21 protein-coding genes and 1 tRNA gene are annotated in these 21151 nt (G+C 72.0%); 8 read left to right on the forward strand and 14 right to left on the reverse strand.

The window, feature by feature from the left end; genetic code table 11:
• Window position 1: 1 nt before the first annotated feature.
• From F1C12_RS09360 to F1C12_RS09375, 4 genes are read right to left on the reverse strand one after another with little or no spacing between them, the layout of a single operon-like run.
• Window positions 2-1030 (reverse strand): sugar phosphate isomerase/epimerase family protein, encoded by a 1029-nt coding sequence (locus tag F1C12_RS09360; RefSeq protein WP_185278471.1) that lies wholly within the window; start codon window positions 1028-1030, stop codon window positions 2-4.
• Window positions 1030-2157 (reverse strand): Gfo/Idh/MocA family protein, encoded by a 1128-nt coding sequence (locus F1C12_RS09365; protein WP_374939564.1) that lies wholly within the window; start codon window positions 2155-2157, stop codon window positions 1030-1032. The genes F1C12_RS09360 and F1C12_RS09365 overlap by 1 nt, the downstream gene beginning before the upstream one ends.
• A 28-nt stretch (window positions 2158-2185) precedes the next feature.
• Window positions 2186-3286, reverse strand: a complete 1101-nt coding sequence (locus F1C12_RS09370; protein WP_185278472.1) for a Gfo/Idh/MocA family protein — start codon at window positions 3284-3286, stop codon at window positions 2186-2188.
• The gene (locus tag F1C12_RS09375) at window positions 3283-4029 is read right to left on the reverse strand and encodes a sugar phosphate isomerase/epimerase family protein (RefSeq protein ID WP_258046201.1); all 747 of its coding nucleotides are present in this window, start codon (window positions 4027-4029) and stop codon (window positions 3283-3285) included. Before F1C12_RS09375 ends, F1C12_RS09370 begins: the two co-directional genes overlap by 4 nt.
• A gap of 151 nt (window positions 4030-4180) precedes the next feature.
• Between F1C12_RS09375 and F1C12_RS09380 the strand changes: the two genes are divergently transcribed.
• The 5 genes from F1C12_RS09380 (at window position 4181) to F1C12_RS09400 (ending at window position 9186) form a co-directional block, all read left to right on the forward strand.
• Window positions 4181-5362: an ROK family transcriptional regulator gene (locus F1C12_RS09380; RefSeq protein ID WP_185278474.1), complete on the forward strand. Its 1182-nt coding sequence runs from the start codon at window positions 4181-4183 to the stop codon at window positions 5360-5362.
• A gap of 169 nt (window positions 5363-5531) precedes the next feature.
• Complete coding sequence (locus F1C12_RS09385; protein WP_258046251.1) at window positions 5532-6617, forward strand: Gfo/Idh/MocA family protein; 1086 nt, start codon at window positions 5532-5534, stop codon at window positions 6615-6617.
• Complete coding sequence (locus F1C12_RS09390) at window positions 6614-7351, forward strand: ThuA domain-containing protein (RefSeq protein WP_185278476.1); 738 nt, start codon at window positions 6614-6616, stop codon at window positions 7349-7351. Before F1C12_RS09385 ends, F1C12_RS09390 begins: the two co-directional genes overlap by 4 nt.
• 36 nt (window positions 7352-7387) lie before the next feature.
• Window positions 7388-8419 carry a Gfo/Idh/MocA family protein gene (locus F1C12_RS09395; RefSeq protein WP_185278477.1) on the forward strand — a complete coding sequence of 344 codons (1032 nt, stop codon included), beginning with the start codon at window positions 7388-7390 and terminating at the stop codon, window positions 8417-8419.
• 35 nt (window positions 8420-8454) lie between these two features.
• Window positions 8455-9186 (forward strand): YqaJ viral recombinase family protein, encoded by a 732-nt coding sequence (locus F1C12_RS09400; RefSeq protein ID WP_374939565.1) that lies wholly within the window; start codon window positions 8455-8457, stop codon window positions 9184-9186.
• On the opposite strand, the gene F1C12_RS09405 is transcribed toward F1C12_RS09400, so the two are convergent.
• Complete coding sequence (locus tag F1C12_RS09405; RefSeq protein ID WP_185278478.1) at window positions 9165-9923, reverse strand: DUF998 domain-containing protein; 759 nt, start codon at window positions 9921-9923, stop codon at window positions 9165-9167. The genes F1C12_RS09400 and F1C12_RS09405 overlap by 22 nt on opposite strands.
• A gap of 227 nt (window positions 9924-10150) precedes the next feature.
• Between F1C12_RS09405 and F1C12_RS09410 the strand changes: the two genes are divergently transcribed.
• Complete coding sequence (locus F1C12_RS09410) at window positions 10151-11122, forward strand: NADP-dependent oxidoreductase (protein ID WP_185278479.1); 972 nt, start codon at window positions 10151-10153, stop codon at window positions 11120-11122.
• On the opposite strand, the gene F1C12_RS09415 is transcribed toward F1C12_RS09410, so the two are convergent.
• The 9 genes from F1C12_RS09415 to F1C12_RS09455 form a co-directional block, all read right to left on the reverse strand.
• Window positions 11103-11654: a GNAT family N-acetyltransferase gene (locus F1C12_RS09415; protein ID WP_185278480.1), complete on the reverse strand. Its 552-nt coding sequence runs from the start codon at window positions 11652-11654 to the stop codon at window positions 11103-11105. The two genes, F1C12_RS09410 and F1C12_RS09415, sit on opposite strands and share 20 nt — an antisense overlap.
• A gap of 83 nt (window positions 11655-11737) precedes the next feature.
• Window positions 11738-13741, reverse strand: coding sequence for a S53 family peptidase (locus F1C12_RS09420; RefSeq protein ID WP_258046202.1), 2004 nt, complete (start codon window positions 13739-13741; stop codon window positions 11738-11740).
• A gap of 195 nt (window positions 13742-13936) precedes the next feature.
• Complete coding sequence (gene rplA / locus F1C12_RS09425; protein ID WP_185278481.1) at window positions 13937-14626, reverse strand: 50S ribosomal protein L1; 690 nt, start codon at window positions 14624-14626, stop codon at window positions 13937-13939.
• Between the two features lie 80 nt (window positions 14627-14706).
• Window positions 14707-15138: a 50S ribosomal protein L11 gene (rplK, locus tag F1C12_RS09430; RefSeq protein WP_185278482.1), complete on the reverse strand. Its 432-nt coding sequence runs from the start codon at window positions 15136-15138 to the stop codon at window positions 14707-14709.
• Between the two features lie 119 nt (window positions 15139-15257).
• Window positions 15258-16178, reverse strand: a complete 921-nt coding sequence (gene nusG, locus F1C12_RS09435) for a transcription termination/antitermination protein NusG (protein ID WP_185278483.1) — start codon at window positions 16176-16178, stop codon at window positions 15258-15260.
• Window positions 16179-16232: 54 nt separating this feature from the next.
• The gene (secE, locus tag F1C12_RS09440) at window positions 16233-16505 is read right to left on the reverse strand and encodes a preprotein translocase subunit SecE (protein ID WP_185278484.1); all 273 of its coding nucleotides are present in this window, start codon (window positions 16503-16505) and stop codon (window positions 16233-16235) included.
• A 43-nt stretch (window positions 16506-16548) separates the two neighbouring features.
• Window positions 16549-16621: transfer RNA gene (locus F1C12_RS09445), tRNA-Trp, on the reverse strand.
• 142 nt (window positions 16622-16763) lie between these two features.
• The gene (locus tag F1C12_RS09450; protein WP_185278485.1) at window positions 16764-17435 is read right to left on the reverse strand and encodes a LuxR C-terminal-related transcriptional regulator; all 672 of its coding nucleotides are present in this window, start codon (window positions 17433-17435) and stop codon (window positions 16764-16766) included.
• Window positions 17436-17439: 4 nt separating this feature from the next.
• A complete protein-coding gene (locus tag F1C12_RS09455) occupies window positions 17440-18660 on the reverse strand; it encodes an ATP-binding protein (protein WP_185278486.1) in 1221 nt (406 codons plus the stop codon).
• 115 nt (window positions 18661-18775) lie between these two features.
• Here F1C12_RS09455 and F1C12_RS09460 point away from each other — a divergent pair, with 115 nt between their 5' ends.
• Both F1C12_RS09460 and F1C12_RS09465 read left to right on the forward strand, forming a co-directional pair.
• Window positions 18776-20368: a PspC domain-containing protein gene (locus F1C12_RS09460; RefSeq protein WP_185278487.1), complete on the forward strand. Its 1593-nt coding sequence runs from the start codon at window positions 18776-18778 to the stop codon at window positions 20366-20368.
• A gap of 17 nt (window positions 20369-20385) precedes the next feature.
• Complete coding sequence (locus F1C12_RS09465) at window positions 20386-20940, forward strand: hypothetical protein (protein WP_258046203.1); 555 nt, start codon at window positions 20386-20388, stop codon at window positions 20938-20940.
• The last annotated feature ends 211 nt before the right edge of the window (window positions 20941-21151 follow it).

Raw genomic sequence — 21151 nt, forward strand, 5'->3', positions numbered from 1 at the left:
CTCAGTCCTGGTTGCTGAACGCCGCGTCGAACGACGCCGTCGGGAGCTTCCAGAGCAGCGAGCGGATGTAGCCCACGGCCTCCTTGGCGCCGTGCAGGCGGTCCATGCCGGCATCCTCCCACTCGATGGAGATCGGGCCGGTGTAGCCGATCGACTCCAGGGCGCGGAACGAGTCCTCCCACGGCACGTCGCCGTGCCCGGTCGAGACGAAGTCCCAGCCGCGGCGCGGGTCGCCCCAGGGCAGGTGCGAGCCGAGCACGCCGGCGCGGCCGTTCTTCGGGCGCAGGCGGGTGTCCTTGCAGTCCACGTGGTAGATGCGGTCCTGGAAGTCGACGATGAAGCCGACCGGGTCGATGTCCTGCCACATCATGTGCGACGGGTCCCAGTTGAACCCGAACGCCTCGCGGTGGTCGATGGCCTCCAGCGAGCGGACGCTGGTCCAGTAGTCGTACGCGATCTCCGACGGGTGCACCTCGTGCGCGAACCGCACGCCCTCGCCGTCGAACACGTCGAGGATCGGGTTCCAGCGGTCGGCGAAGTCCTGGTAGCCGGCGTCGATGACGGACGCGGGCACCGGCGGGAACTGCGCGACGTACGGCCAGATGCTGGAGCCGGTGAAGCCGACGACCGTGTCCACGCCGAGCTTGCGGGCGACCTTCGCGGTCAGCTTCAGCTCCTCCGCGGCGCGCTGACGCACGCCTTCCGGCTCACCGTCGCCCCACACCTTGGAGCCGACGATCGCCTGGTGGCGGAAGTCGATCGGGTCGTCGCAGACGGCCTGGCCCTTGAGGTGGTTGGAGATGGCCCAGACCTTCAGACCGTACTTGTCGAGGATGTCGAGGCGGCCCTGGAGGTAGGCGTCGTCCTCCGCGGCGCGCCAGACGTCGAGGTGCTCGCCCGAACAGGCGATCTCCAGGCCGTCGTAGCCCCACTCGGAGGCGTGCTTGGCGACCTCCTCCAGGGTCAGGTCGGCCCACTGGCCGGTGAACAGGGTGACCGGGTGCGTGCGGCCCGACTCGACGTCAGTCATCAGTTGGTTCCCATCTCGATCCAGGTGCCCGACTCGGCGGAGTCGATCACGGCGTCGGTGATCCGGACGGCGCGCAGGCCGTCCTCGAAGCGCGGCAGGCCGTCGGGGGTCTCCCCCGCGACCGCGGCGTAGCTGTCGGCGACGAACGCGTTGAACGCGTCCTGGTAGCCCTGCGGGTGCCCGGACGGGACCACGCAGAGGCGGGCGGCGTCGGCGCTGAGCTGGTCGGCGTCGCGCGGGACGAGGAGGCTGCCCGAGCGGCGGCCCACCCAGAGCGTCTCCGGCTGCTCCTGGTCGAAGGCCACGCTCTCTGCGCTGCCCGCGATCTCCAGCCACAGCCGGTTCTTGCGGCCGGGGGCGACCTGTGACACCAGCAGCGTTCCGATGGCGCCCGAAGAAGTCTCGATGACGACCGCGGCGGCGTCCTCCGTCGTGATGCCGGCGTGGGAGGCGCGCTCGGCGAACACCGTGCGCTTCTTCGCCGAGAGGCGCGCGACCCGGTCGCCGCTCACGTACTCCACCAGGTCGACCAGGTGCGAGCCGATGTCCGCGAACGCACGCGAGCGGCCGCCCTGCTCGGAGTCGACGCGCCAGTTGTCGTTGCCGGAGGCCAGCAGCCAGTCCTGGAGGTAGGAGGCGTTCACGGTGAGCACCTGCCCGGCAGCGCCGGACGCGAACCGCGCCCTGGCCTCCCGGACCAGCGGGTGGAACCGGTAGACGAACGGAACGGTCGCGGTGCGCCCGGCAGCGGCGGCGACCAGCGCCTCCGCGTCGCCGACCGTCGTCGCGAGCGGCTTCTCGCAGACGACGTCCTTGCCGGAGGCCAGCACGGCCGCGGCCTGGGACGCGTGCAACGCGTTCGGCGTGGTCACGTGGACGACGTCGATCGTGTCGTCCGCGAGCACGTCCTCCAGCGAGCCGTACGCCCGGCCGATCCCGAGGCGGTCGGCCGCGGCGGCCGAGCGCTCCGGCGACGACGAGACGATGCCCGCCAGCTCGGCGCGCGCGGCCCGCGCGGCGCGCGAGTGCACCTCCGCCATGAATCCGCCGCCGACGATCGCGACGCGCAGCCGGGCTCCGGCCGTGCTCTCGTCCCGCCGGCTCAGTCCGCCCGACTCACTGCTCACTCTGCTCCGTCCGTCCGTCGATCGCGCGTCAGGCGAGGGTCGCCGCGCGCGGGTCCCAGTCCTCCGGCAGGGCCGGGGCGACCGTGACGGTGCTCTTCACGTCCACCGGGGCGCCGGACTCGCCGGCCTCGATGGTCGCGACCATGATGTCGAGGACGTGGAAGGCCTGCTCACCCGAGGCGCGCTCCGGGACTCCCGCCCGGATGGCCCGCGCCAGCTCGACGACACCGATGCCGCGGCTGCTCGTGGTGCCGGTCGACGGCAGCGTCTCGATGCCGTCGGCGCCGTGCACCAGGAGGTCGCCCTCGAAGGTGTTCGGGTCGGGGACGACGAGCGTCGCTTCCAGGCCGGCGACCTCGAACTGGGTGCGGCCGAGCTTGGAGTCGAAGCTGAAGATCGACTGCGCCGTCTGGCCGCTCTCGAACTCGTAGAGCGCGCTGACGTGCGTCGGCACGGTGACCTCGAACGACTCGCCCGCGCGCGGGCCGGAGCCGATGACGCGCGACTCCTTGGCCTTGGAGGCGACGGCGCTCACGCGCTTGACCGGGCCGAACAGCTGCACCAGCGCGGTGAGGTAGTACGGGCCGATGTCGAACAGCGGACCGGCGCCCTCCTGGAACAGGAAGTCCGGGTTCGGGTGCCACGACTCCGGGCCGGCGCTCTGCATCAGGGTGAGCGCGGTCAGCGGAGCGCCGATGGCGCCGCTCTCGACCAGCCGGCGCGACGACTGGATGCCGGCGCCGAGGAAGGTGTCGGGCGCCGTCGCGACGCGCAGCCCCTTCTCGTGGGCGGCCTCCAGCAGCTGCACGCCGCTGGCGCGGTCGAGCGCGAACGGCTTCTCGCTCCAGACGTGCTTGCCGGCAGCGAGCGCCTGCAGCGCCACCTCGACGTGCACCTTGGGGATGGTGAGGTTGACGACGATCTCGATCGCGTCGTCCGCCAGCAGCTCCTCCACCGTCCCGGAGCCGGGGACGCCGTACTTCTCGGCCTGGGCCTTCGCGCGGTCCAGGTCGATGTCGGCGACGAAGCGCACGTCGAGGTCCGGGAACGCGGTCAGGTTCTCCAGGTACTGGTTGCTGATGACGCCGGCGCCGATGAGGCCGACGCCGACCTTCCCGGTGCCGGTCATGCGAAGGCCTCGGTGGTGAGGAAGGCGTAGCTGTCGGCGACGGCCTGGAAGCGGTCGCCGCGCGAGTCGTCCAGCTCGATGACGCGGAGGGCGTCCGGAGCGGCTGCGATGATCTCGGCGACGGGCACGGAGCCCTGGCCGACGGCCACCTGGTCCTTGGTCTCGGTGGTGCCGGGGCCGTCCTTGATGTGCAGGGCGACGACGCGGTCGCCGAGCTTCGTCAGGAGCTCGACCGGGTCCTTGCCGCCGACGATCACCCAGTAGGTGTCGACCTCCAGGACGACCTCGGGCGCGAGCTTGCTCGCGAAGTACTCGAGCGCGGTGACGCCCTCGATGGTGCTCTCGAGCTCGTGCGCGTGGTTGTGGTATCCGACGCGGACCCCGTGCTTCGCCGCGACCTGGGCGGCGGCGTTGAGGGCGGCGGCCGTGGCCTCCACGTCCTCGGCGGTCTGCCAGCGCTCGGCCGGCACGTGCGGGTCGATGACCGTCTGGATGCCGAGATCGGCGGCGGCGGCGAACACGGTGTCCAGGTCGTCGCGGCCGATGAAGCCCTGGTGCGTGGTGGGCGCGGTCAGGCCGGTCTCGGCGAAGCCCTGGCGGAGGCCGTCCGCGAAGTCGAGGAAGCCGAAGGGCTCGACCTGGGTGAATCCGATGTCCGCGATGCGGCGGAGGGTCCCGACCGTGTCTTCGGTCAGAAGCTCACGGACCGTATAGAGCTGCACGGAGAGTTTTGACGTCGACACTGGTTCTCCTCGTCGAGTTCGCTGGGGGATGTCGGCGCACGAGACGGCGCCGGGTTCCATTCAAGCGAGACTTCTGTCGATTGTCAATCAAAAGTCGTCGTTTCGTCGGCGGCCTTTGGATCGCCGGCCAGCCCTGTGGTTCAATACGTGCATGACCGACAGTGTCCGGGAGTCCGGCATCGTCGCCGCTGACGCCTCGGACCTCCTGGCGATCCTGCGCGACGGCGTTCCGCGTACCCGCGCGCAGCTCGCCGAGCTGACCGGCCTCGCCCGTTCCACCATCGCGGTGCGCATCGACACGCTGACCGAGTCCGGACTGGTCGCGCCCGCCGGGGACGACGTCTCGACCGGAGGCCGCCCGCCCGCCCGCATCCGGTTCAATCCCGACTCGCGCGTGGTGCTGGCCGTCGACCTCGGCGCCACGCACGGCGTGGTGGCGCTGGCCGACCTCGCCGGCACGATCACGAGCAGCGAGTCCCGCCGCCTCCGCATCTCCGACGGGCCGGAGGCCGTGCTCGGCTGGGCGCTGGAGACCGCGGAGCGCCTGTACGCCGCGACCGGGCGACCGCTCGGCGACCTGGTCGGCGTCGGCGTCGGCGTGCCGGGGCCGGTCGAGCACTCGACGGGCCTGCCGGTGAACCCGCCGATCATGCCCGGCTGGGACCGCTTCGACATCCCGGCGTACGTGCGGCGCGTCTTCGACGTGCCCGTGCTGGTCGACAACGACGTGAACCTGCTCGCCCTCGGCGAGCACGCCCTCGCCTGGCCCGACCAGTCCGAGATGCTCTTCGTCAAGGTCGCGACCGGCATCGGCGCCGGCATCATCAGCGGAGGCCGGCTCCAGCGCGGCGCGCAGGGCTCCGCGGGCGACCTCGGCCACGTGCGCGTGCCGTTCACCAGCGAGACCCCGAGCCACGGCGCCCGCGACGCCGACCTGGAGGCCCTCGCGAGCGGTCCCGCCATCGCGCGGGCGCTCACCGCGGCCGGCATCCCCGCCGAGACGAGCGACGACGTCGTCGCGCTCGCCCGGACCGGCAACGCCGAGGTGCTGCAGGCCATCCGCCAGGCGGGACGCGACCTCGGGGAGGTCCTCGCGACCTGCGTCAACCTCCTGAACCCGTCTCTCGTCGTCGTCGGGGGCAGCCTGTCGCAGGTCGGGGAGCAGCTGCTCGCCGGGGTGCGGGAGGTCGTCTACCAGCGCTCGACCCCGCTCGCGACCCAGCATCTCACCATCACCCAGTCCCGCTCCGGCGAGACCGGCGGCGTCATCGGGGCGGCCACCATGGTCATCCAGGACACGCTCGGCGTCGCCTCCCGTCCGCTCCCCCGCTGAGCCGCCCCGTCCACCGTCCACTTCCGCGCCCCGGGAAGGTCGAATCGATTCGACTGGGGCTCCGGACCCGCTCCACCACCATCAACCCCGTGAAAGGAACGCAGTGACCACCGCATCCACCCCGCTCCGCGCCGGCGTCGTCGGCCTCGGCTGGGCAGGCCAGCAGCACATGGCCGCCTACTCCGACCTCCCCGGCGTCGAGCTCGTCGCCATCGCCGGCATGGAGGACGGCCCGCGCGCCGAGCTCGGCGAGAAGTACGGCGTCACCCGCCTGTACAGCGACTGGCGCGACCTCGTCGCCGACGGCGACCTCGACGTCGTCAGCGTCGCCGTCCCCACCTTCCTGCACGCCCCGATCGCCGTCGGTGCGCTGGAGGCCGGCATCCACGTTCTCAGCGAGAAGCCGATCGCCCGCACCGCAGTCGAGGCCCAGACGATGGTGGACGCCGCGCACCGCTCCGGCCGCGTGCTGGAGGTCGCCTTCAACCACCGCCGCCGCGGCGACATCGAGGCGCTCAAGGCCGCGATCGACGCCGGCCAGATCGGCCGGCCCTACCACGCGCGGGCGATCTGGCTCCGGCGCGCCGGCATCCCGGCGCTCGGCAGCTGGTTCACCAACCGCGAGATGGCCGGCGGCGGCCCGCTGATCGACATCGGCGTGCACGTGCTCGACTACGCGCTGCACCTGTTCGGCGAGCCGCAGGTGACCGCGGTCTCCGCCGTCACCCACTCCGAGCTCGGCGCGCGCGGCCGCGGCGGCGCGAAGAGCGACAAGCAGCACGTCGGCTCCGCCTACGAGGTGGAGGACCTGGCCAGCCTGCTGCTGCGCCTGGAGGGCGGCGGCTCCATCGTCCTGGAGACGAGCTGGGCCGCCTACCGCCCGGCCGGCGACGAGTTCGGCATCACCCTCTACGGCACCGAGGGCGGCGCCGACCTCCGCGTCGTCGACTACGCCCCCGCCGGCGAGCTGACCATCTTCACCGGGGAGGGCGAGGAGGTCGAGGACGTGGAGGTCACCGCCGACGCCGGCCGCGGCCACCTCGCTGTGGTCGAGACGTTCCTTGAGCACGTCGCCGACACGGCGAACTGGGCGCACTGGGACGGCTCGCTCGCCCTCGACCGCGCGCGCGTCATCGACGCCGCGTACGAGTCGGCCCGCATCGGCGCCGAGGTGCGCCTGAGCCCGGCGACGGCCGGCCTCGACGCGGACGACGAGACCGCCACCGAGACCACCACCGAGACCCAGGAGGCATGACCATGACCGCACTGCGCGTCACCGTCTGGAACGAAGGCGTCCACGAGACCACCCAGCCCGCGATCGCCGCGATCTACCCCGACGGCATCCACGGCGCCATCGCCTCCGGCCTCGCCGAGCTGCTCGGCGAGGAGGTCGACGTGCGCACCGCGACGCTCGCCGACCCCGAGCACGGCCTGAGCGAGCAGCAGCTCGCCGAGACCGACGTGCTGCTCTGGTGGGGTCACATCGCGCACGACCAGGTCTCCGACGAGGTCGTGGAGCGCGTACGTCAGCACGTCCTCGGCGGGATGGGACTCATCGTGCTGCACTCCGGGCACTTCTCGAAGATCTTCATCCGGATGCTCGGCACCACCTGCTCGCTGCGCTGGCGCAACCCGGAGGGCGGCGAGCGCGAGCTGGTCTGGAACGTCAACCCCACCCACCCGATCGCCCAGGGCGTCGATCAGCCCATCGTGATCGAGGCGCAGGAGATGTACGGGGAGTTCTTCGACATCCCGACGCCGGACGACCTGGTGTTCATCAGCTCGTTCACCGGCGGCGAGGTCTTCCGCTCCGGCGTGACGTTCACACGCGGCCGCGGCAAGATCTTCTACTTCTCGCCGGGCGACCAGGAGTACCCGGTGTACTTCCACCCGCAGGTGCGCCGCGTCCTCGCGAACGGCGTGCGCTGGGCGGCTCCGATCGCGGGCGTGCGCCAGGCCCCGGAGGTCTCCAACCCGCAGCCGGTCTGATCCGGTCTCCGGGGCGAGGGGAGGCAGACTAGTCGCATGGTCAGCCTCCCCTCTCCCCGTTTCCCCGACCCGGCCGACGCTCCCGCGCTGCGCTGGGGCGTGATCGGCCCCGGCGTGATCGCCGGCGACTTCACCGACGCGCTGCACGCGCACACGGCCCAGCGGATGGTCGCCTGCGGCTCCCGGTCGGCCGAGCGCGCCGCCCGGTTCGCCTCCGAGCACGGCGTCGAGCGGGCGCACGACTCGTACGAGGCGCTGGTCGCGGACCCGGAGGTGGACGTCGTCTACGTGGCCACGCCGCACAGCGAGCACTCCGAGCACGCCCTCCTGGCGATCGCGGCGGGAAAGCACATCCTGGTCGAGAAGCCGCTCGCCGCGAGCGCCGAGCAGGCCAGGCGGATCGCCGAGGCCGCACGGGAGGCCGGCGTCTTCGCGATGGAGGCGATGTGGACCCGCTACCTCCCGCAGACCGATGTCGTCCGGCAGCTCCTCGACGCCGGCGCGCTGGGCGAAGTGCGCGTCGTCACCGCGGACTTCGGCGGCAACGCCGCGTTCGACCCGGCCGGCCGGCTGTGGGATCCGGCGCTGGCCGGCGGCGCCCTCCTCGACCTCGGGGTCTACGTGGTATCGTGGGCGTCCTTCGTGCTCGGCGCCCCCGCCGGGATCATCGCGGCAGGGACGCTGGCGCCGACCGGGGTGGACGAGCAGGCGGCCCTGATCCTCAGCTCCGCCCGCGGCGCCCAGGCACTCCTCAGCACGGGTCTGCGCGCCGGCACTCCGTCGCTCGCGACCATCTGCGGCTCGGACGGCCGGATCGAGCTGGACAGCCCGTTCTGGGGCCCGAGCGGCCTGCGTCTCGTCGGAGCGGACGGCCGCGTCGCCGGCGAGTGGCGCGACCCGTACGGGCGGCCCTACCGGCAGGGGATGTCATACGAGGCGGCCGCGCTCGCCCGCTACGTCGCGGAGGGCCGCACCGAGTCGCCGCTGCACTCGCTCGACGAGGCCGTGTCCACACTCGCCACGATCGACGAGGCGCGCCGCCAGCTCGGCGCCGCGGGCGTGGGCTGACAGCGCGCGTCCTCCGGCCGAGGCAGAATGGACAGGTGTTCGACCGCTCCGCCACCCGCACCGCCGACCTTTACCGGCCCGGCGTCCTGGCGGACCTCGGCCCCAGCTCGTCGGCTCCGGCCCCTCGGCCGGTCGTGCCGGCGGTCCCCGGGGCCACCGGCCATCTGGCGCGCGTCGTCGCGTCCTCCAGCGACCGGGTCGGCTGGCTCCGCGCGCGCAGCCGCGGCATCACCGCGACCGACGTCGCCAAGCTGTCGACGCAGCAGTCGCTGCGCGCCGCCGTCTACGACAAGCTGAACGGCTCCGGGTTCTCCGGCAACGTCTTCACCCAGCACGGCCGCAGCCGGGAGCCGGAGATCGCCGCCTGGGTGGCCGCGACGCACGGCATCCAGCCGTCCGACCTGCTCTTCCACGCCGAGCGCGACCGCCGGCACCTGGCGACGCCGGACGGTCTGGTCCTCCGGACCGGCGGCCGCATCGAGCTCGCCGAGATCAAGACCACGAACAAGCCGTTCAACAGCATCCCCCGGCACTACCTCCGGCAGATCTGGTGGCAGCAGTACGTGCTGGGCGCCGAGCGGACGCTGTTCGTCTGGGAGCAGCACGACCGGTTCGTTCCCATCCACGACGAGCCGCAGTGCCAGTGGGTCGACCGCGACGACCGGGAGATCGCCCGGCTGGTGGCGCTGGCCGGCGACCTGATCGACCTCCTCCGGGAGGCGACGGCCCGGCCGGTCGCCCAGGTTCAGCCGACCGTCGCGTCGTAGCCCGTCATCGTCTCGGCGTCCGCCTCGGCCGGCTCCATGGCCGCCTCACCGGGGGCGACGGGCAACCGGACCAGCGCGAGGGCGTAGACCGCCATCCAGGCGATCGCGACGGTCGTGCCGACCAGCTCCAGCCACGCGCCGATGTCGGTCGCGACGTGCACGATCGCGAGCAGTCCCCCGACGATCGTGATGAGCGCGACGGCGACGCAGCTCGTCAGCGAGAACCGCGCGACGCGCGGGAACTGCGATGCGAACGCCACCTGCAGCATCGCGAAGCACGCCGCCGCGAAGCCGAGCACGGCCGAGACGGTGTGGATCAGGTCCTGCGGCGTCGACTTGGGATCGGCCAGCGGCACCGGGCAGTAGGCCGTGCAGGTGATCTGGGAGGCCAGGACGAAGCACAGCGCCGCGAAGCCGAGGCTCGCGGCGGGCGCCCAGCGGTCGAGTCCGCGGACCGACGACCGCACGTGCCCGCTCGCCAGCGCGACCGAGAATCCGCCGACCGCGATGAGCAGCAGGGCGACCCGGAACGGGACCGCGGTCGGGGCGCCGACCGCGCCGAGCTCGCTCACGTACACCGGGTACGGCACGGTGAGCCGGGCGGCCCAGATCACGGTCAGCCCGCTCAGCACGCTGACCGTGCCGATCGCGAGGAGCACCGGCACGGCCCGCTGCCAGCCGCCGGCGAGCACGGGCACGGCGAACGGCTGGCGCACGATACGCAGCAGTCGTCGCACGGGCGGCTCCTCGGGGCTCGGATGATTCGGGGGTTCGCGTGATTTCGGGTCGAGGGATTCTAACCGGCGCATCCCTGCGAACGTCCTGAGCCATCCCGGAGCAGCCTGAGCGGACCGGGAAACAGACTGTTCACACGTGGTCACCCGCCGGAAACACCCGCGGCGCCTCCGCGCGTTTGACTGGGATCAGCCGCACCGGTCGCGGCGGGGCCACGAGGGGATCACGAATGCCGAACACGATGCGCGCCGCACTCCTCGACGCGGCAGGCGACCCGGCCGCCCTCCGGATCGGCGAGGCCCCGACGCCCGACCGGGTGAACGCGGAGTTCCTGGTCAAGGTGGTCGCGGCGGGCGTGAACCCGCTCGACGCCTCCACCCGCTCCGGCAGCGGTGCGTTCGGCGCGATCCACAGCTTCCCCGCCGTGCTCGGCCAGGACTTCAGCGGCGTCGTCGTGGAGTCGCCGTTCGCCGCCCATCCACTGCGCCCGGGCGACGAGGTGTTCGGGATGGTGATGGTGCCCCGGTTCGGAGGCAGCTACGCCGAGTACGTCTCGGTGCCGAGCATGAGCCTCGTCCGCAAACCCGCGACACTCTCGCACATCGAGGCCGCCGCGGCCCCGCACGCCGCGCTGACCGCGTGGGGCATGGTGGTCGAGCTCGCGAAGGCGCACGACGGTCAGCGGCTGCTCGTGCACGCCGGAACCGGCGCGGTCGGCCACTTCGCCATCCAGTTCGCCGCGTACTTCGGCGCCCACGTGATCGCCACCACGCCGAACGCGAACCACGCCTGGCTGCGCGCGCTGGGCGCGGCCGAGGTGGTGGACGAGGCCGCCACCGGATACGACCCCACCGGGCTCGGGGACACCGTGGACGTCGTGATCGACCCGTCCTCCGACCTGGAGCGCGCCACCCGTGCGCTGGCGCTCATCCGGCCGGGCGGCCTGCTCGTGCTGCACGTCCCGGCCGGAGTGGACCCGGGGCTCGCCGAGGCCGCCTCCGCCGCGGGAGTGCGGGCGACCGGCTACACCGGCGCGCCGGACGGGAGCACGCTCGCCGTCATCGCCCGCCTGCTGGAGACGGGGAGCGTGCGCGTGCACGTCGACCGGATCTTCCCGCTCGACGAGATCGCGGACGCCCACCGGGCGCTCGAGCACGAGCAGACCAGGGGCGCGATCGTGCTCAAGGTCGCGGAAGGCTGACCAGTCCGCGCTCCATCACCCAGTCGTCCTCCAGCCGATCGCCGACCAGGAAGCGCTTGGAGCCGACACGCTCGAAGCCGTGCTTGCCGTAGAAGCGCTGCGCCCGCGCGTTCTCCTCGTTCACGCCGAGCCAGATCCCCGCGGCGCCGGCCGCCGCCGCCGCCGCCAGGCTGGCCTCCATCAGGCGGCCGGCGACGCCCTCGCCGTGGTGGCCGGGCAGCACGTAGCACTTGCTCAGCTCGGCGGTCGGGCGCACCCGGACCGCGGCGCGCACGTCGGCGTCGGCCGGCTCGCCGAGGTTCACCATCGTGTACCCGATGACCGCGCGGCCGGCGTCCTCCGCCACGAGCAGCCGCCGCGCAGGATCGACGGTGTACTCCCCGAAGCGGGCCTCGGACAGCACCTCGGCGATGAACGCGGCCTTGGCCTCCTCCGTCGTGTGCGGCGGGCAGGCGAGCGGGAAGGTCACGGCGGCGACGGCCGCGAGGGCCGGCGCGTCCGCGGCGGTCGCGGGACGGATCACGACGGTCATCCCGCCAGCGTAGCGTCGCTGCGCACGCGGGAGCGCCCCCGTGACAGGCACGGGGGCGCTCTCGTCCGTGGCGATCAGACGGCTCAGTGCCTTCCCTGCGCCACCAGGTTGAGCAGGGTGAAGGAGACGCCGCCGAGACCGGTGACGTCGTCGTAGCCCCTCCCCGTCTTCAGCGAGGTGTCCTGATCGAGGGTGATGAAGTAGCTGTTCCCACTGTTCCGGCTGGTGTACACCAGCGCCTGCGGCGGGTTCTGCGGCGTGACGTCGCGGAACGCGCTCGGCAGCACCCGGTCGACCGCGTAGAGCGTCGGGTTGGCGAACCCGATCGTCTTCCCGGTCGCCTGCTGCACGATCGCGATCTGGGCAGCGACGATCGGCGAGGCCAGCGATGTTCCGCCGTAGGTCTCGTTGACGTAGTCGCCCGTCGCCAGCGTCGTGTCGTCCACGATGGGCCGGATGCCGATCTGGAAACCGGTGTAGGGGTCGGCCAGCGCCGAGACGTCGGGCGAGACCCGGAAGCCGTTGCTCAACGCCTGCGGCACGATCCCGCGCTGGTAGTCGGGCGCCGCGAAGACGGCGCTGACACCGCCGCCCGCACCGCCGGCGAAGATGTTCCCGGGCAGCGCGGAGTCGTACGCCAGCGTCCCATCGGCGTTCTTCACGATCTTGTCGAGCTGGTCGCCCCACCCGGTCTCCCACGCGATCGCGCCGTTCTTGCCGATGCCGAGGCTGGTGCCGCCGACCGAAGTCACCCACGGGGAGGATGCCGGGAAGTCCGGCGACGGGTGCCCGACCTCGTTGGGCGCCGCCTCGTCGCCGTTGTCGCCGCTCGAGAAGTACAGGCCGATCCCCTCGCCCGCGGCCTGGAGCTGGAGGTTCACCTCGCCCTGGATGACGTCGGCGGGGACCGCCTCGCCGACGTTGCCGTAGCTGTTGCTCACGATGTTCGCCAGCTTGTTGTCCAGGATCTTCGACATCGCGATGTCGAGACCGCCGCTGCAGTCGGTGCCGCCCACGTAGAGGATCCGGGCGCCGGGAGCGACCGAGTGGACGGACTCGACGTCGAGGGTCTGCTCGCCCTGCCATCCGCTCGGGTACTGGCACGCGGCCTGATCGGTGAACTGCGACGCCGGCGGGACGAGCTGCTGGTAGCTCGACGCCGTCAGCTGGGGCTCGCCGTTCTGCTGAGCGAGGCCGTTCGCGTCCTGCAGGATGCTCGGGCTCGCGTAGGCGTCGATGATCGCGACGGTCTGGCCGGAGCCGTTGATCCCGCGGCGGCTCAGGTCGGTCAGTCCGTACGCGCTCCGCAGCTGCTGAGGCGTGTAGCCGCAGTTGTAGGTGCTGTAGGTCGTCTGCCCGTTGTACGCGGCCGGCACCGTCACGGTGTTCTCGCCGATGTAGTGCGAGCACGGGGTCTGGACCACGGGCGCTGCCGCGGCTTTGCGGGAGATCTGCGGAGTCGCCGAAGCGCCGATATCCCCCTGCTTGATCGAGTCTGGCCGTGTCAGAGAGCGGGACTGCTCAATGCTGATCGCGGAGACCTTCGCGCCGATGGCGGCAGGAAGGGACGGCGCGGACGACGGCGCCACGAGCCGGTGCCCGGCGTAGTCGTACGCGTGCAGCGACGTCCCGAACACCGAGCCGAGCTGCTGCGGCGTCCCGCGGAACACCACGTACTGCCGGCTGTCCGGCGTGCCCTGGATGGTGAGGCCGGCCGTCTTGAGGAACGACAGCACCGCCGCGTAGTCGGCCTGGGACGGCGAGAACCGCGCGATCCACTGCGCCGGGCTCAGCGCCCTGCGGTAGCCGGACTGCGACGGGTTCGAGACCTGCTTCGCCAGGTTCTCCGCGCCCTTCCGATCGCGCAGCGGGAGGTAGATCTCACCCTGCACGGTCTCGTCGGCCGGCGCCGCGCCCGCGTCGTTCTGGGCGGTGGCCCACGACGGGACGGACCCGGAGTAGGTGACCGTGCCGTCGGCGTTCGCCGCGGATGCTCCCGCCAATGACAACGCCACCACGGCTGACGTGGTGGCGATGATGCCGATGGCCCTCTTGTGGAGGATTCGGATGGTGCGAGGTTGCTTCACAACGTTCCCCTTCGCTGAGACTGGCTCTGCATCGAGCCGACGCGCGACGCGCGACAGAAGCGAACGTAGCCCAAGCGTTCTACCTCCCGCAAGATGGGGTAGACAGGTCCGTCGCACGAGACCCGTCCGCGCCCGCGCATGACGAAGGGCCGGTCGCCGCGTGCGCGGCGCCGGCCCTTCGAGAGCGTGACGCGATCAGATCGCGTTGACGTCCAGCGGGATGCCCGGGCCGAACGTGGTCGACACGGCGCCCTTCTGGATGTAGCGGCCCTTCGCGGCGGACGGCTTGAGACGGACGACCTCGTCGAGGGCGGCCTTGATGTTCTCGTCGAGCTGCTCGGCGGTGAAGCCCGCCTTGCCGACCACGAAGTGGACGTTGGCGTGCTTGTCGACGCGGAACTCGATCTTTCCGCCCTTGATGTCGGAGACGGCCTTCGCGACGTCCGGGGTGACCGTGCCGGTCTTCGGGTTCGGCATCAGGCCGCGCGGGCCGAGCACCTTGCCGAGACGGCCGACCTGGCCCATGAGCTCCGGGGTGGAGACGGCCGAGTCGAAGTCGGTGTAACCGCCGGCGACCTTCTCGATCAGGTCGGAGCCGCCGACCTCGTCGGCGCCCGCGGCGATGGCGGCCTCAGCGGCCGGGCCGGTCGCGAACACGATGACGCGCGCGGTCTTGCCGGTACCGTGAGGAAGGATGACGGTACCTCGGACCATCTGGTCCGCCTTGCGCGGGTCCACGCCGAGCTTCAGCGCGACCTCGACGGTCGAGTTGAACTTGGCGGAGCCGGTCTCCTTCGCGAGGGTGACGGCCTCGGTGGGGGTGTAGAACTTGCCGGCCTCGATCTTGTCGGCCGCGGCCCGGTAGGCCTTGGACTTCTGTGCCATGAGATTTCTCCTAACGAGAATGTGGTGCGAGCCTGGCCGGCTCTGCCACGGTGATGTCTGGGGTGACGGGGAGGTCGGGCTTACGCCTCGACCGTGATGCCCATCGAACGGGCGGTGCCTGCGATGATCTTCGACGCCGCGTCGATGTCGTTGGCGTTGAGGTCGACCATCTTCTGCTCGGCGATCTCGCGCACCTGGTCCTTGGTCAGCTTGCCGACCTTGGTGGTGTGCGGCACGCCGGAGCCCTTGGGGACGCCCGCGGCCTTCTTGATCAGCTCGGCGGCCGGCGGGGTCTTGAGGATGAACGTGAACGAACGGTCCTCGTAGACGGTGATCTCCACCGGGATGACGTTGCCGCGCTGGGCCTCGGTCGCGGCGTTGTACGCCTTGCAGAACTCCATGATGTTCACGCCGTGCTGACCCAGGGCCGGGCCGATCGGCGGGGCCGGGTTGGCGGCGCCGGCCTTGATCTGAAGCTTGATCAGACCGGTGACCTTCTTCTTCGGTGCCATGTCTCTTCCTTCTTTGTGTATTCGAGCACGTGGGTGTCAAACCCGCGTCGCTCTCCCGGTTTCTCGGCCCTTCCGAGACCCGGTGTCCTGAAAAACAGTGGGGAGGCTCTGGATGTTCCCTAGAGCTTCGTGACCTGGTCGAAGCTGAGCTCGACCGGGGTCTCGCGCTCGAAGAGCGACACGAGCACGGTGAGCTTGCCGCTCTCCGGCTTGATCTCGCTGATCGAGCCAGGCAGGCCAGCGAACGAGCCTTCCTTGATGGTGATGGTCTCGCCGATCTCGAAGTCGACCTCGGCGGGGATGACGCGCGCGGCGGCCTTCTGGCCCTTCGCGGCGCCCTTGGCCGGAGCCTGCTCGACCTGCACGAGGCTCTTGAGCATCGAGAAGGCCTCTTCGAAGCGCAGCGGGGTCGGGTTGTGGGCGTTGCCCACGAAGCCGGTCACACCCGGGGTGTGACGGACGACCGACCAGCTGTCCTCGTTGAGGTCCATGCGCACCAGCACGTAGCCGGGGATGCGCACGCGGTTGACCATCTTGCGCTGGCCGTTCTTGATCTCGACCACGTCCTCCATGGGGACCTGGACCTCGAAGATGAAGTCCTCCATGTTCATCGAGACCATGCGGTTCTCGATGTTGGACTTCACGCGGCGCTCGAAGCCGGCGTAGGAGTGGATGACGTACCACTTGCCGAACTTCGCGCGCAGCTCGGCGCGGAACTCCTCGTACGGGTCGGCGGCGACTTCGTCCTCGTCCTCGACGGCCTCCTGAGCGGCCTCGGCCTCTTCGGCGGAGTCGACCTCGAGGGCCTCGTCGACGGCGCGGTCGGCCTCGGGGTCGACGGCCTCGGCCATCGCGTCGAGGACCGCGTCCAGGTCGATCTCGGTGCCGTCTTCGGCGACGATGTGCAGCGCCTCGTGCTCGGCGGCGTCGGACGACTCCTCGTCGCGCTCCAGGACGTTGCCCGTCTGCGCCTCGTCGTCTTCGGAGGACTGCTCGGCAGCGGTCGCCCAGTCGACGTCGTCGCGGTTCGTCTCAGACACTGAATTCATTCCATTTCTGTCGGTATGGCCGTGCGGCCGGTCGGGATGCGCGGATTACTTCGGATTCCCGAAGACCCACACCACGCCGAGGCCGAACACCCAGTCGAGCAGGGACACGATCGCCATCATGATCACCACGAAGACGAGCACGACGCCGGTGTAGCTCAGGAGCTCCTTGCGCGTCGGCGTGACGACCTTCTTGAGTTCGCCGATGACCTGCCGGATGAACAGGGCGATCCGCGCGAAGGGGTTGCGCCTCGCGGCACGCTCCTTCTTGGCGTTGGCGACGACTTCCTCGCTCGGCTCGTCGATTACCTTTCGGGCCACCTCGTTACACCTTTCGTGGACCGGCATCCGGGATGCCGGTTTGCAGGGCGGACAGGAATCGAACCTGCAACCTGCGGTTTTGGAGACCGCTGCTCTGCCAATTGAGCTACCGCCCTAGGGATCGTGAACCCGGGGAACCCTCCTGGCATTCGCGAAAAATAGGCGCAGAAAAGCTTGGCGGATTCAACCACCGCCACCAAGTGTACGGGACGCCACAGCGCCTCGCAAAAACGCGGCGCCCCGAGCGAAATGCCCGGCTCAGAGCAGCTTGCGCTCGAGCGCCCACGCGGTGAGCTCGTGCCGGGAGGACAACTGGAGCTTGCGGAGCACGGCCGAGACGTGGGTCTCGACGGTCTTCACCGAGATGAAGAGCTCGGCGGCGACCTCCTTGTACGCGTAGCCGCGCGCGATCAGCCGCATGACCTCCCGCTCGCGCGCGGAGAGCCGGTCGAGCTCGTCGGTGCTCTCCGCCTGCTCCCCCGCGGCCGCGCCGAACGCGTCGAGCACGAAGCCGGCGAGCTTCGGCGAGAAGACCGCGTCGCCTCCCGCCACAGCCACGACCGCGTCGCTGACCTGCCGCCCGGAGCTGCCCTTGGTCAGGTAGCCGCGGGCGCCGCCGCGGATCACGCCGACGACGTCCTCCGCCGCGTCGGAGACGCTGAGCGCCAGGAACCGGGTGCCGTGGTGCTCTGCGGCGGTGCGGCGGAGCACCTCCGCGCCGCCTCCACCCGCGCCGCCCGGCAGGTGGACGTCGAGGAGCACGACGTCCGGTTGCGTCCGCAGGATCGCCTCGACAGCGCCGTCGACGTCCTGCGCCTCCGCGACGACGTGGAGGCGGTCGTCGAGGTCGGACCGCAGGCCGGAGCGGAAGATCGAGTGGTCGTCGACGATCACGACCGTGATCGGGCGCGGTGCGGTGGCGTCGGTCATGGTCTCATTCTCGCTCGGCCGGCAGCTCGACGGTCAGGTGGATCTCGGTGCCGGTCTCCCGGGACGTCACGGTGGCGTGGCCTCCCGCCCGGCGCATCCGGCCGACGATCGACTCGCGCACGCCCAGCCGGCCCTCCGGGAGCGCGGCGATGTCGAAGCCGGGACCGCGGTCGCGGACGAACACGTCGGCGGCGCCGGCGCCGGACTCCACGTACACCGAGACATCGCCTCCGGCGTGCCTGGCCGCGTTGAGCATCGCCTCCCTGGCCGCCGCCGCCAGCTCGGCCGGAGCACGGAGCACCGGCTCCCCCACGCTCACCACGTCGAAGTGGACGGCGTGGTCGACCTCCAGCGCCGCGGCCACCTCGCGGAGCTCCGTCGCGAGGTCGGAGGCCTCCTGCGCCACGCCGTCCGCGCCCTCCGCATACAGCCAGTCGCGCAGCTCGCGCTCCTGGGCACGCGCGATCCGGCCGACCTCGCTGGAGGCCCCCGCCCGGTTCTGGATGAGCGCGAGCGTCTGCAGCACGGAGTCGTGGAGGTGCGCCGCCATCTCGGCGCGCTGCTCCTCGCGGACGCGCGCCGTCCGCTCGGCGATCAGCTCGCGCCAGAGCCGCAGCGCCCAGGGCGCGACGAGCACGGCCGCGCCCGCGAAGGTGGCGCCGATGATGGCGAGCCACAGGTATCCCGACGAACGGCCGGCCTGCATCCCGCTGAGCACCAGGGCCAGCGCGACCAGGAAACCGCCCGCCGCGAGCCGGAAGGTCGCGGGCGCGAGCGGCGACGGCACGAGGTTCTGGTCGTCCACGAGCTGGTCCCAGACCACCGCGGCGACCACCAGCAGGATCGAGGTGAGGACGGCGCCGAACGCCGAGCCGGGAGCGCCGGCGGAGACCAGGACGATCGCCGCGACCCCCGCGGCCGCACCGATCGCGGCGAGCACCCACGGCACGTTCACGCGCCGGGTGACGGGCTCGTCCGGGTCGCCGGGGGCCGCCTCCCGCAGCGGCGTCAGCGCCCAGAGCCAGAGGTAGAGCAGAACGCCGGCGCCGCTGAGCAGGGCGGTGCCGACGAAGATCCAGCGCACGGCGGTGACCGGCCAGCCGAGGTGGTCGGCCAGCGCCACGCTCACGCCGCCGACCAGGCAGTCGCGCGGGCGCGCGAGCGGAGGGCGCGGGGTGCGCCCCGGGTTCACCGCGCCGGAGGGGGTCGCGGGAGTGCTGGCCATACCTGGAATCCAAGCAGACCCGGCCCCTCCCGCACAGCGCATGCGGCGGGAATCAGGGTGCGGTCAGGGTGTCCCCCGATAGCGGCCGGATGTCGCCGCACGCCACGATCGAGTCATGGTGAACGACAGCACGACCCCTCCTCCGTCCGACGGCGTCCCGCCGCACGGCTCCGCCGCCGGCGCGCAGGCGCCGTACGGCGGCCCGCAGTCCGGGCTCTCCGGCCGCGGCACCCGCTTCTTCGACTGGATGCGCAGCCTCGGCGTCACGCGCACGGACGGCTGGATCGGCGGCGTCTGCGCTGGCATCGCGTACCGCATCGGGATCGACCCGCTGATCGTCCGCGGCATCCTGGTCGTGGCCGCACTGCTCGGCGCGCCCGCCATCCTCTTCTACGCCCTCGCCTGGGCGCTGCTGCCGGACCGCGACGGCCGCATCCACCTGCAGCGGCTGTTCGAGGGCGAGTTCGAGCCCCCGATGGTCGCGATCGGGGTGCTCGTGGTCCTCTCGCTGCTGCCGTGGTCCGACGGGATCTGGTGGTTCGGGGCCTCGTTCGGGCACGACCCGGGATGGGGCGACGCGGTCGGGCGGATCGTCTGGACGCTGATCGTCCTCGCGGCCGCCGTCGCGGTGGTCGTGTTCGCCGGACGCCAGGCCGACCGCCGGTCGTGGAGCGGGAGCGCTGGAGGCGCGACCTCGCCGTCCGCCGGGACGGCATCGGGGACGACGCCCGCATCCGGCGCACCGTCGGCCGCGGCCGCGGCGACCGTGCCGGACACGGCCGCGGCCCCGGCGGCCCCTGCCGTCCCCCCGGCGCCCGCCGTCGCCACGGTCGCCGAGCCGACCGCGCCTCCCGCCCCGGCCGCCGGCGCGAGCGAGCAGGAGGTCACCGACTGGCGTGCCCGCCAGGCGCAGTGGAAGGCCGAGCACGACCAGTGGAAGCAGCGCCTCTCCGAGGACATGCGCGCCGTGAAGGCGCAGCGATCGGCCCAGCTCCGGGCGCAGGCGTCCGCGGCCAACGCCCAGGCGGCCTCCCGGCGCGTGGCCTACCGCGCCGCCAACCCGAGGGTCGGCGCCGCGATCGGCTGGCTGTCGGTCGGGCTGGCGCTGGTCGCCGGGGCCCTCACGTGGGCGCTCTGGGGCCCGCTCACCGGCCTTCCCGGTTACGGCCTGACCGCCGCCCTGGCCGCCGCGACGCTGGTCTTCGGGCTCACCGTCCTCATCGCCGGGATCGCCCGCCGGCGCAGCGGGTTCCTGATCTTCCTCGGCATCCTGCTCGCAGCGCTCACCGTGCTGGCCGCGCTGCTGCCGACCTCCCGGGCAGCCAGGGTGGACGCGAGCGTCGCCACCGGGAGCACGCTCTCCGCGACCCCCACCGCGAGCGCGAGCTACCTCCAGGCCGTCGGCGACACCACCCTCGACCTCTCGAAGGCCGTGACGGCCTCCGGGACGCCGGAAGTGAACCTCGCCAAGGGTCCTGGGCGGACCACCGTGATCGTCCCCGCGGACGCCACCGTGCGCCTGGAGGCCGCGACGGTCTCCGCGGTGACCGTGACGGACCCCTCCGGCGACACCCAGGTGCACCAGTGCGAAGCCGCGCCCTTCGGCGGCTGCTCCACGAACCTGGTGGTCGGGCCGGCCGGCGCTCCGGAGGCCATCGTCCGCGTCGCGCAGATCGACGCCATCCACGTCGAGCGAGTCCAGCAGTGAACGAGAGCGAGAACGACATGACCACGAACGCCGACCAGCCGGACGACGAGACCACGAAGCACGACGCTGCCTCCGCGACGCCCATGCCGGCGCCGGCGGCCGACGCCGGATCCGACGACGCGGAGACGCTGGTGATCCCCACAGCGGCCGACGATGCGGACGCCGCCGACACGCTCGTGATCCCGGCTGCGGAGGAGCCCACGACGTCGACGGCATCGACCCCGTCGACCGCTGCGCCCACGACGGCCGCGGCTCCGCCCGCCGCGCCGGCCGAGCCGTGGCTCGCCGAGCCGGCCTATACGATCCCGGCGCGCCCCGTGCCGTCCGGGCGGCCGTCCGTGCGCTGGGGCGGGATCGTGTGGGGCACGCTGATGATCCTGCTCGCCCTCGCCATGCTGGTGATCGTCTCCTCGCCAGCGCGCGTCGCCGGGGTCACCGTGTGGCTCGCGACGCTGACGCCGGGCGCGGCCCTCGCCGTGTGGATCGCGGCGCTCGGCCTCGTGATCGTCGTCTCGGCGCTGCTCGGCGCGATCAGCGCCGCCCAGCGCAACCGCCGGCGGCGCGCGACCTGACCGAAGGAGAAGGTGCCGGCCGCTCAACCCGAATGAGCGAGCCGGCACCTGGGGTGGGTGGCGTCACGCAATGGGACGCGACGACGCTCGACCACCCGCTGGCGGCGCGGCTCCGGGTACCCGTACCGGAAGCGGCGACCGCAGGACTCCAGTAAGGCGGACGCGGCGAGGCCCGGTCAGGGGACGCCCGCGGAATCCCGCGGCAGCCGTC

Origin of the sequence: Leifsonia shinshuensis (assembly GCF_014217625.1) — a bacterium.
Classification (GTDB): Bacteria; Actinomycetota; Actinomycetes; order Actinomycetales; family Microbacteriaceae; genus Leifsonia; species Leifsonia shinshuensis_A.

Coding starts and splice junctions, on each gene's coding strand:
- F1C12_RS09460 (WP_185278487.1), top strand. CDS start 18,776: ATGGTGAACGACAGCACGACCCCTCCTCCGTCCGACGGCGTCCCGCCG.
- F1C12_RS09370 (WP_185278472.1), bottom strand. CDS start 3,286: ATGACCGGCACCGGGAAGGTCGGCGTCGGCCTCATCGGCGCCGGCGTC.
- rplK (WP_185278482.1), bottom strand. CDS start 15,138: ATGGCACCGAAGAAGAAGGTCACCGGTCTGATCAAGCTTCAGATCAAG.
- F1C12_RS09390 (WP_185278476.1), top strand. CDS start 6,614: ATGACCATGACCGCACTGCGCGTCACCGTCTGGAACGAAGGCGTCCAC.
- F1C12_RS09465 (WP_258046203.1), top strand. CDS start 20,386: ATGACCACGAACGCCGACCAGCCGGACGACGAGACCACGAAGCACGAC.
- F1C12_RS09360 (WP_185278471.1), bottom strand. CDS start 1,030: ATGACTGACGTCGAGTCGGGCCGCACGCACCCGGTCACCCTGTTCACC.
- rplA (WP_185278481.1), bottom strand. CDS start 14,626: ATGGCACAGAAGTCCAAGGCCTACCGGGCCGCGGCCGACAAGATCGAG.
- F1C12_RS09380 (WP_185278474.1), top strand. CDS start 4,181: ATGACCGACAGTGTCCGGGAGTCCGGCATCGTCGCCGCTGACGCCTCG.
- F1C12_RS09415 (WP_185278480.1), bottom strand. CDS start 11,654: ATGACCGTCGTGATCCGTCCCGCGACCGCCGCGGACGCGCCGGCCCTC.
- F1C12_RS09455 (WP_185278486.1), bottom strand. CDS start 18,660: ATGGCCAGCACTCCCGCGACCCCCTCCGGCGCGGTGAACCCGGGGCGC.
- F1C12_RS09410 (WP_185278479.1), top strand. CDS start 10,151: ATGCCGAACACGATGCGCGCCGCACTCCTCGACGCGGCAGGCGACCCG.
- F1C12_RS09385 (WP_258046251.1), top strand. CDS start 5,532: ATGGCCGCCTACTCCGACCTCCCCGGCGTCGAGCTCGTCGCCATCGCC.
- F1C12_RS09450 (WP_185278485.1), bottom strand. CDS start 17,435: ATGACCGACGCCACCGCACCGCGCCCGATCACGGTCGTGATCGTCGAC.
- F1C12_RS09395 (WP_185278477.1), top strand. CDS start 7,388: ATGGTCAGCCTCCCCTCTCCCCGTTTCCCCGACCCGGCCGACGCTCCC.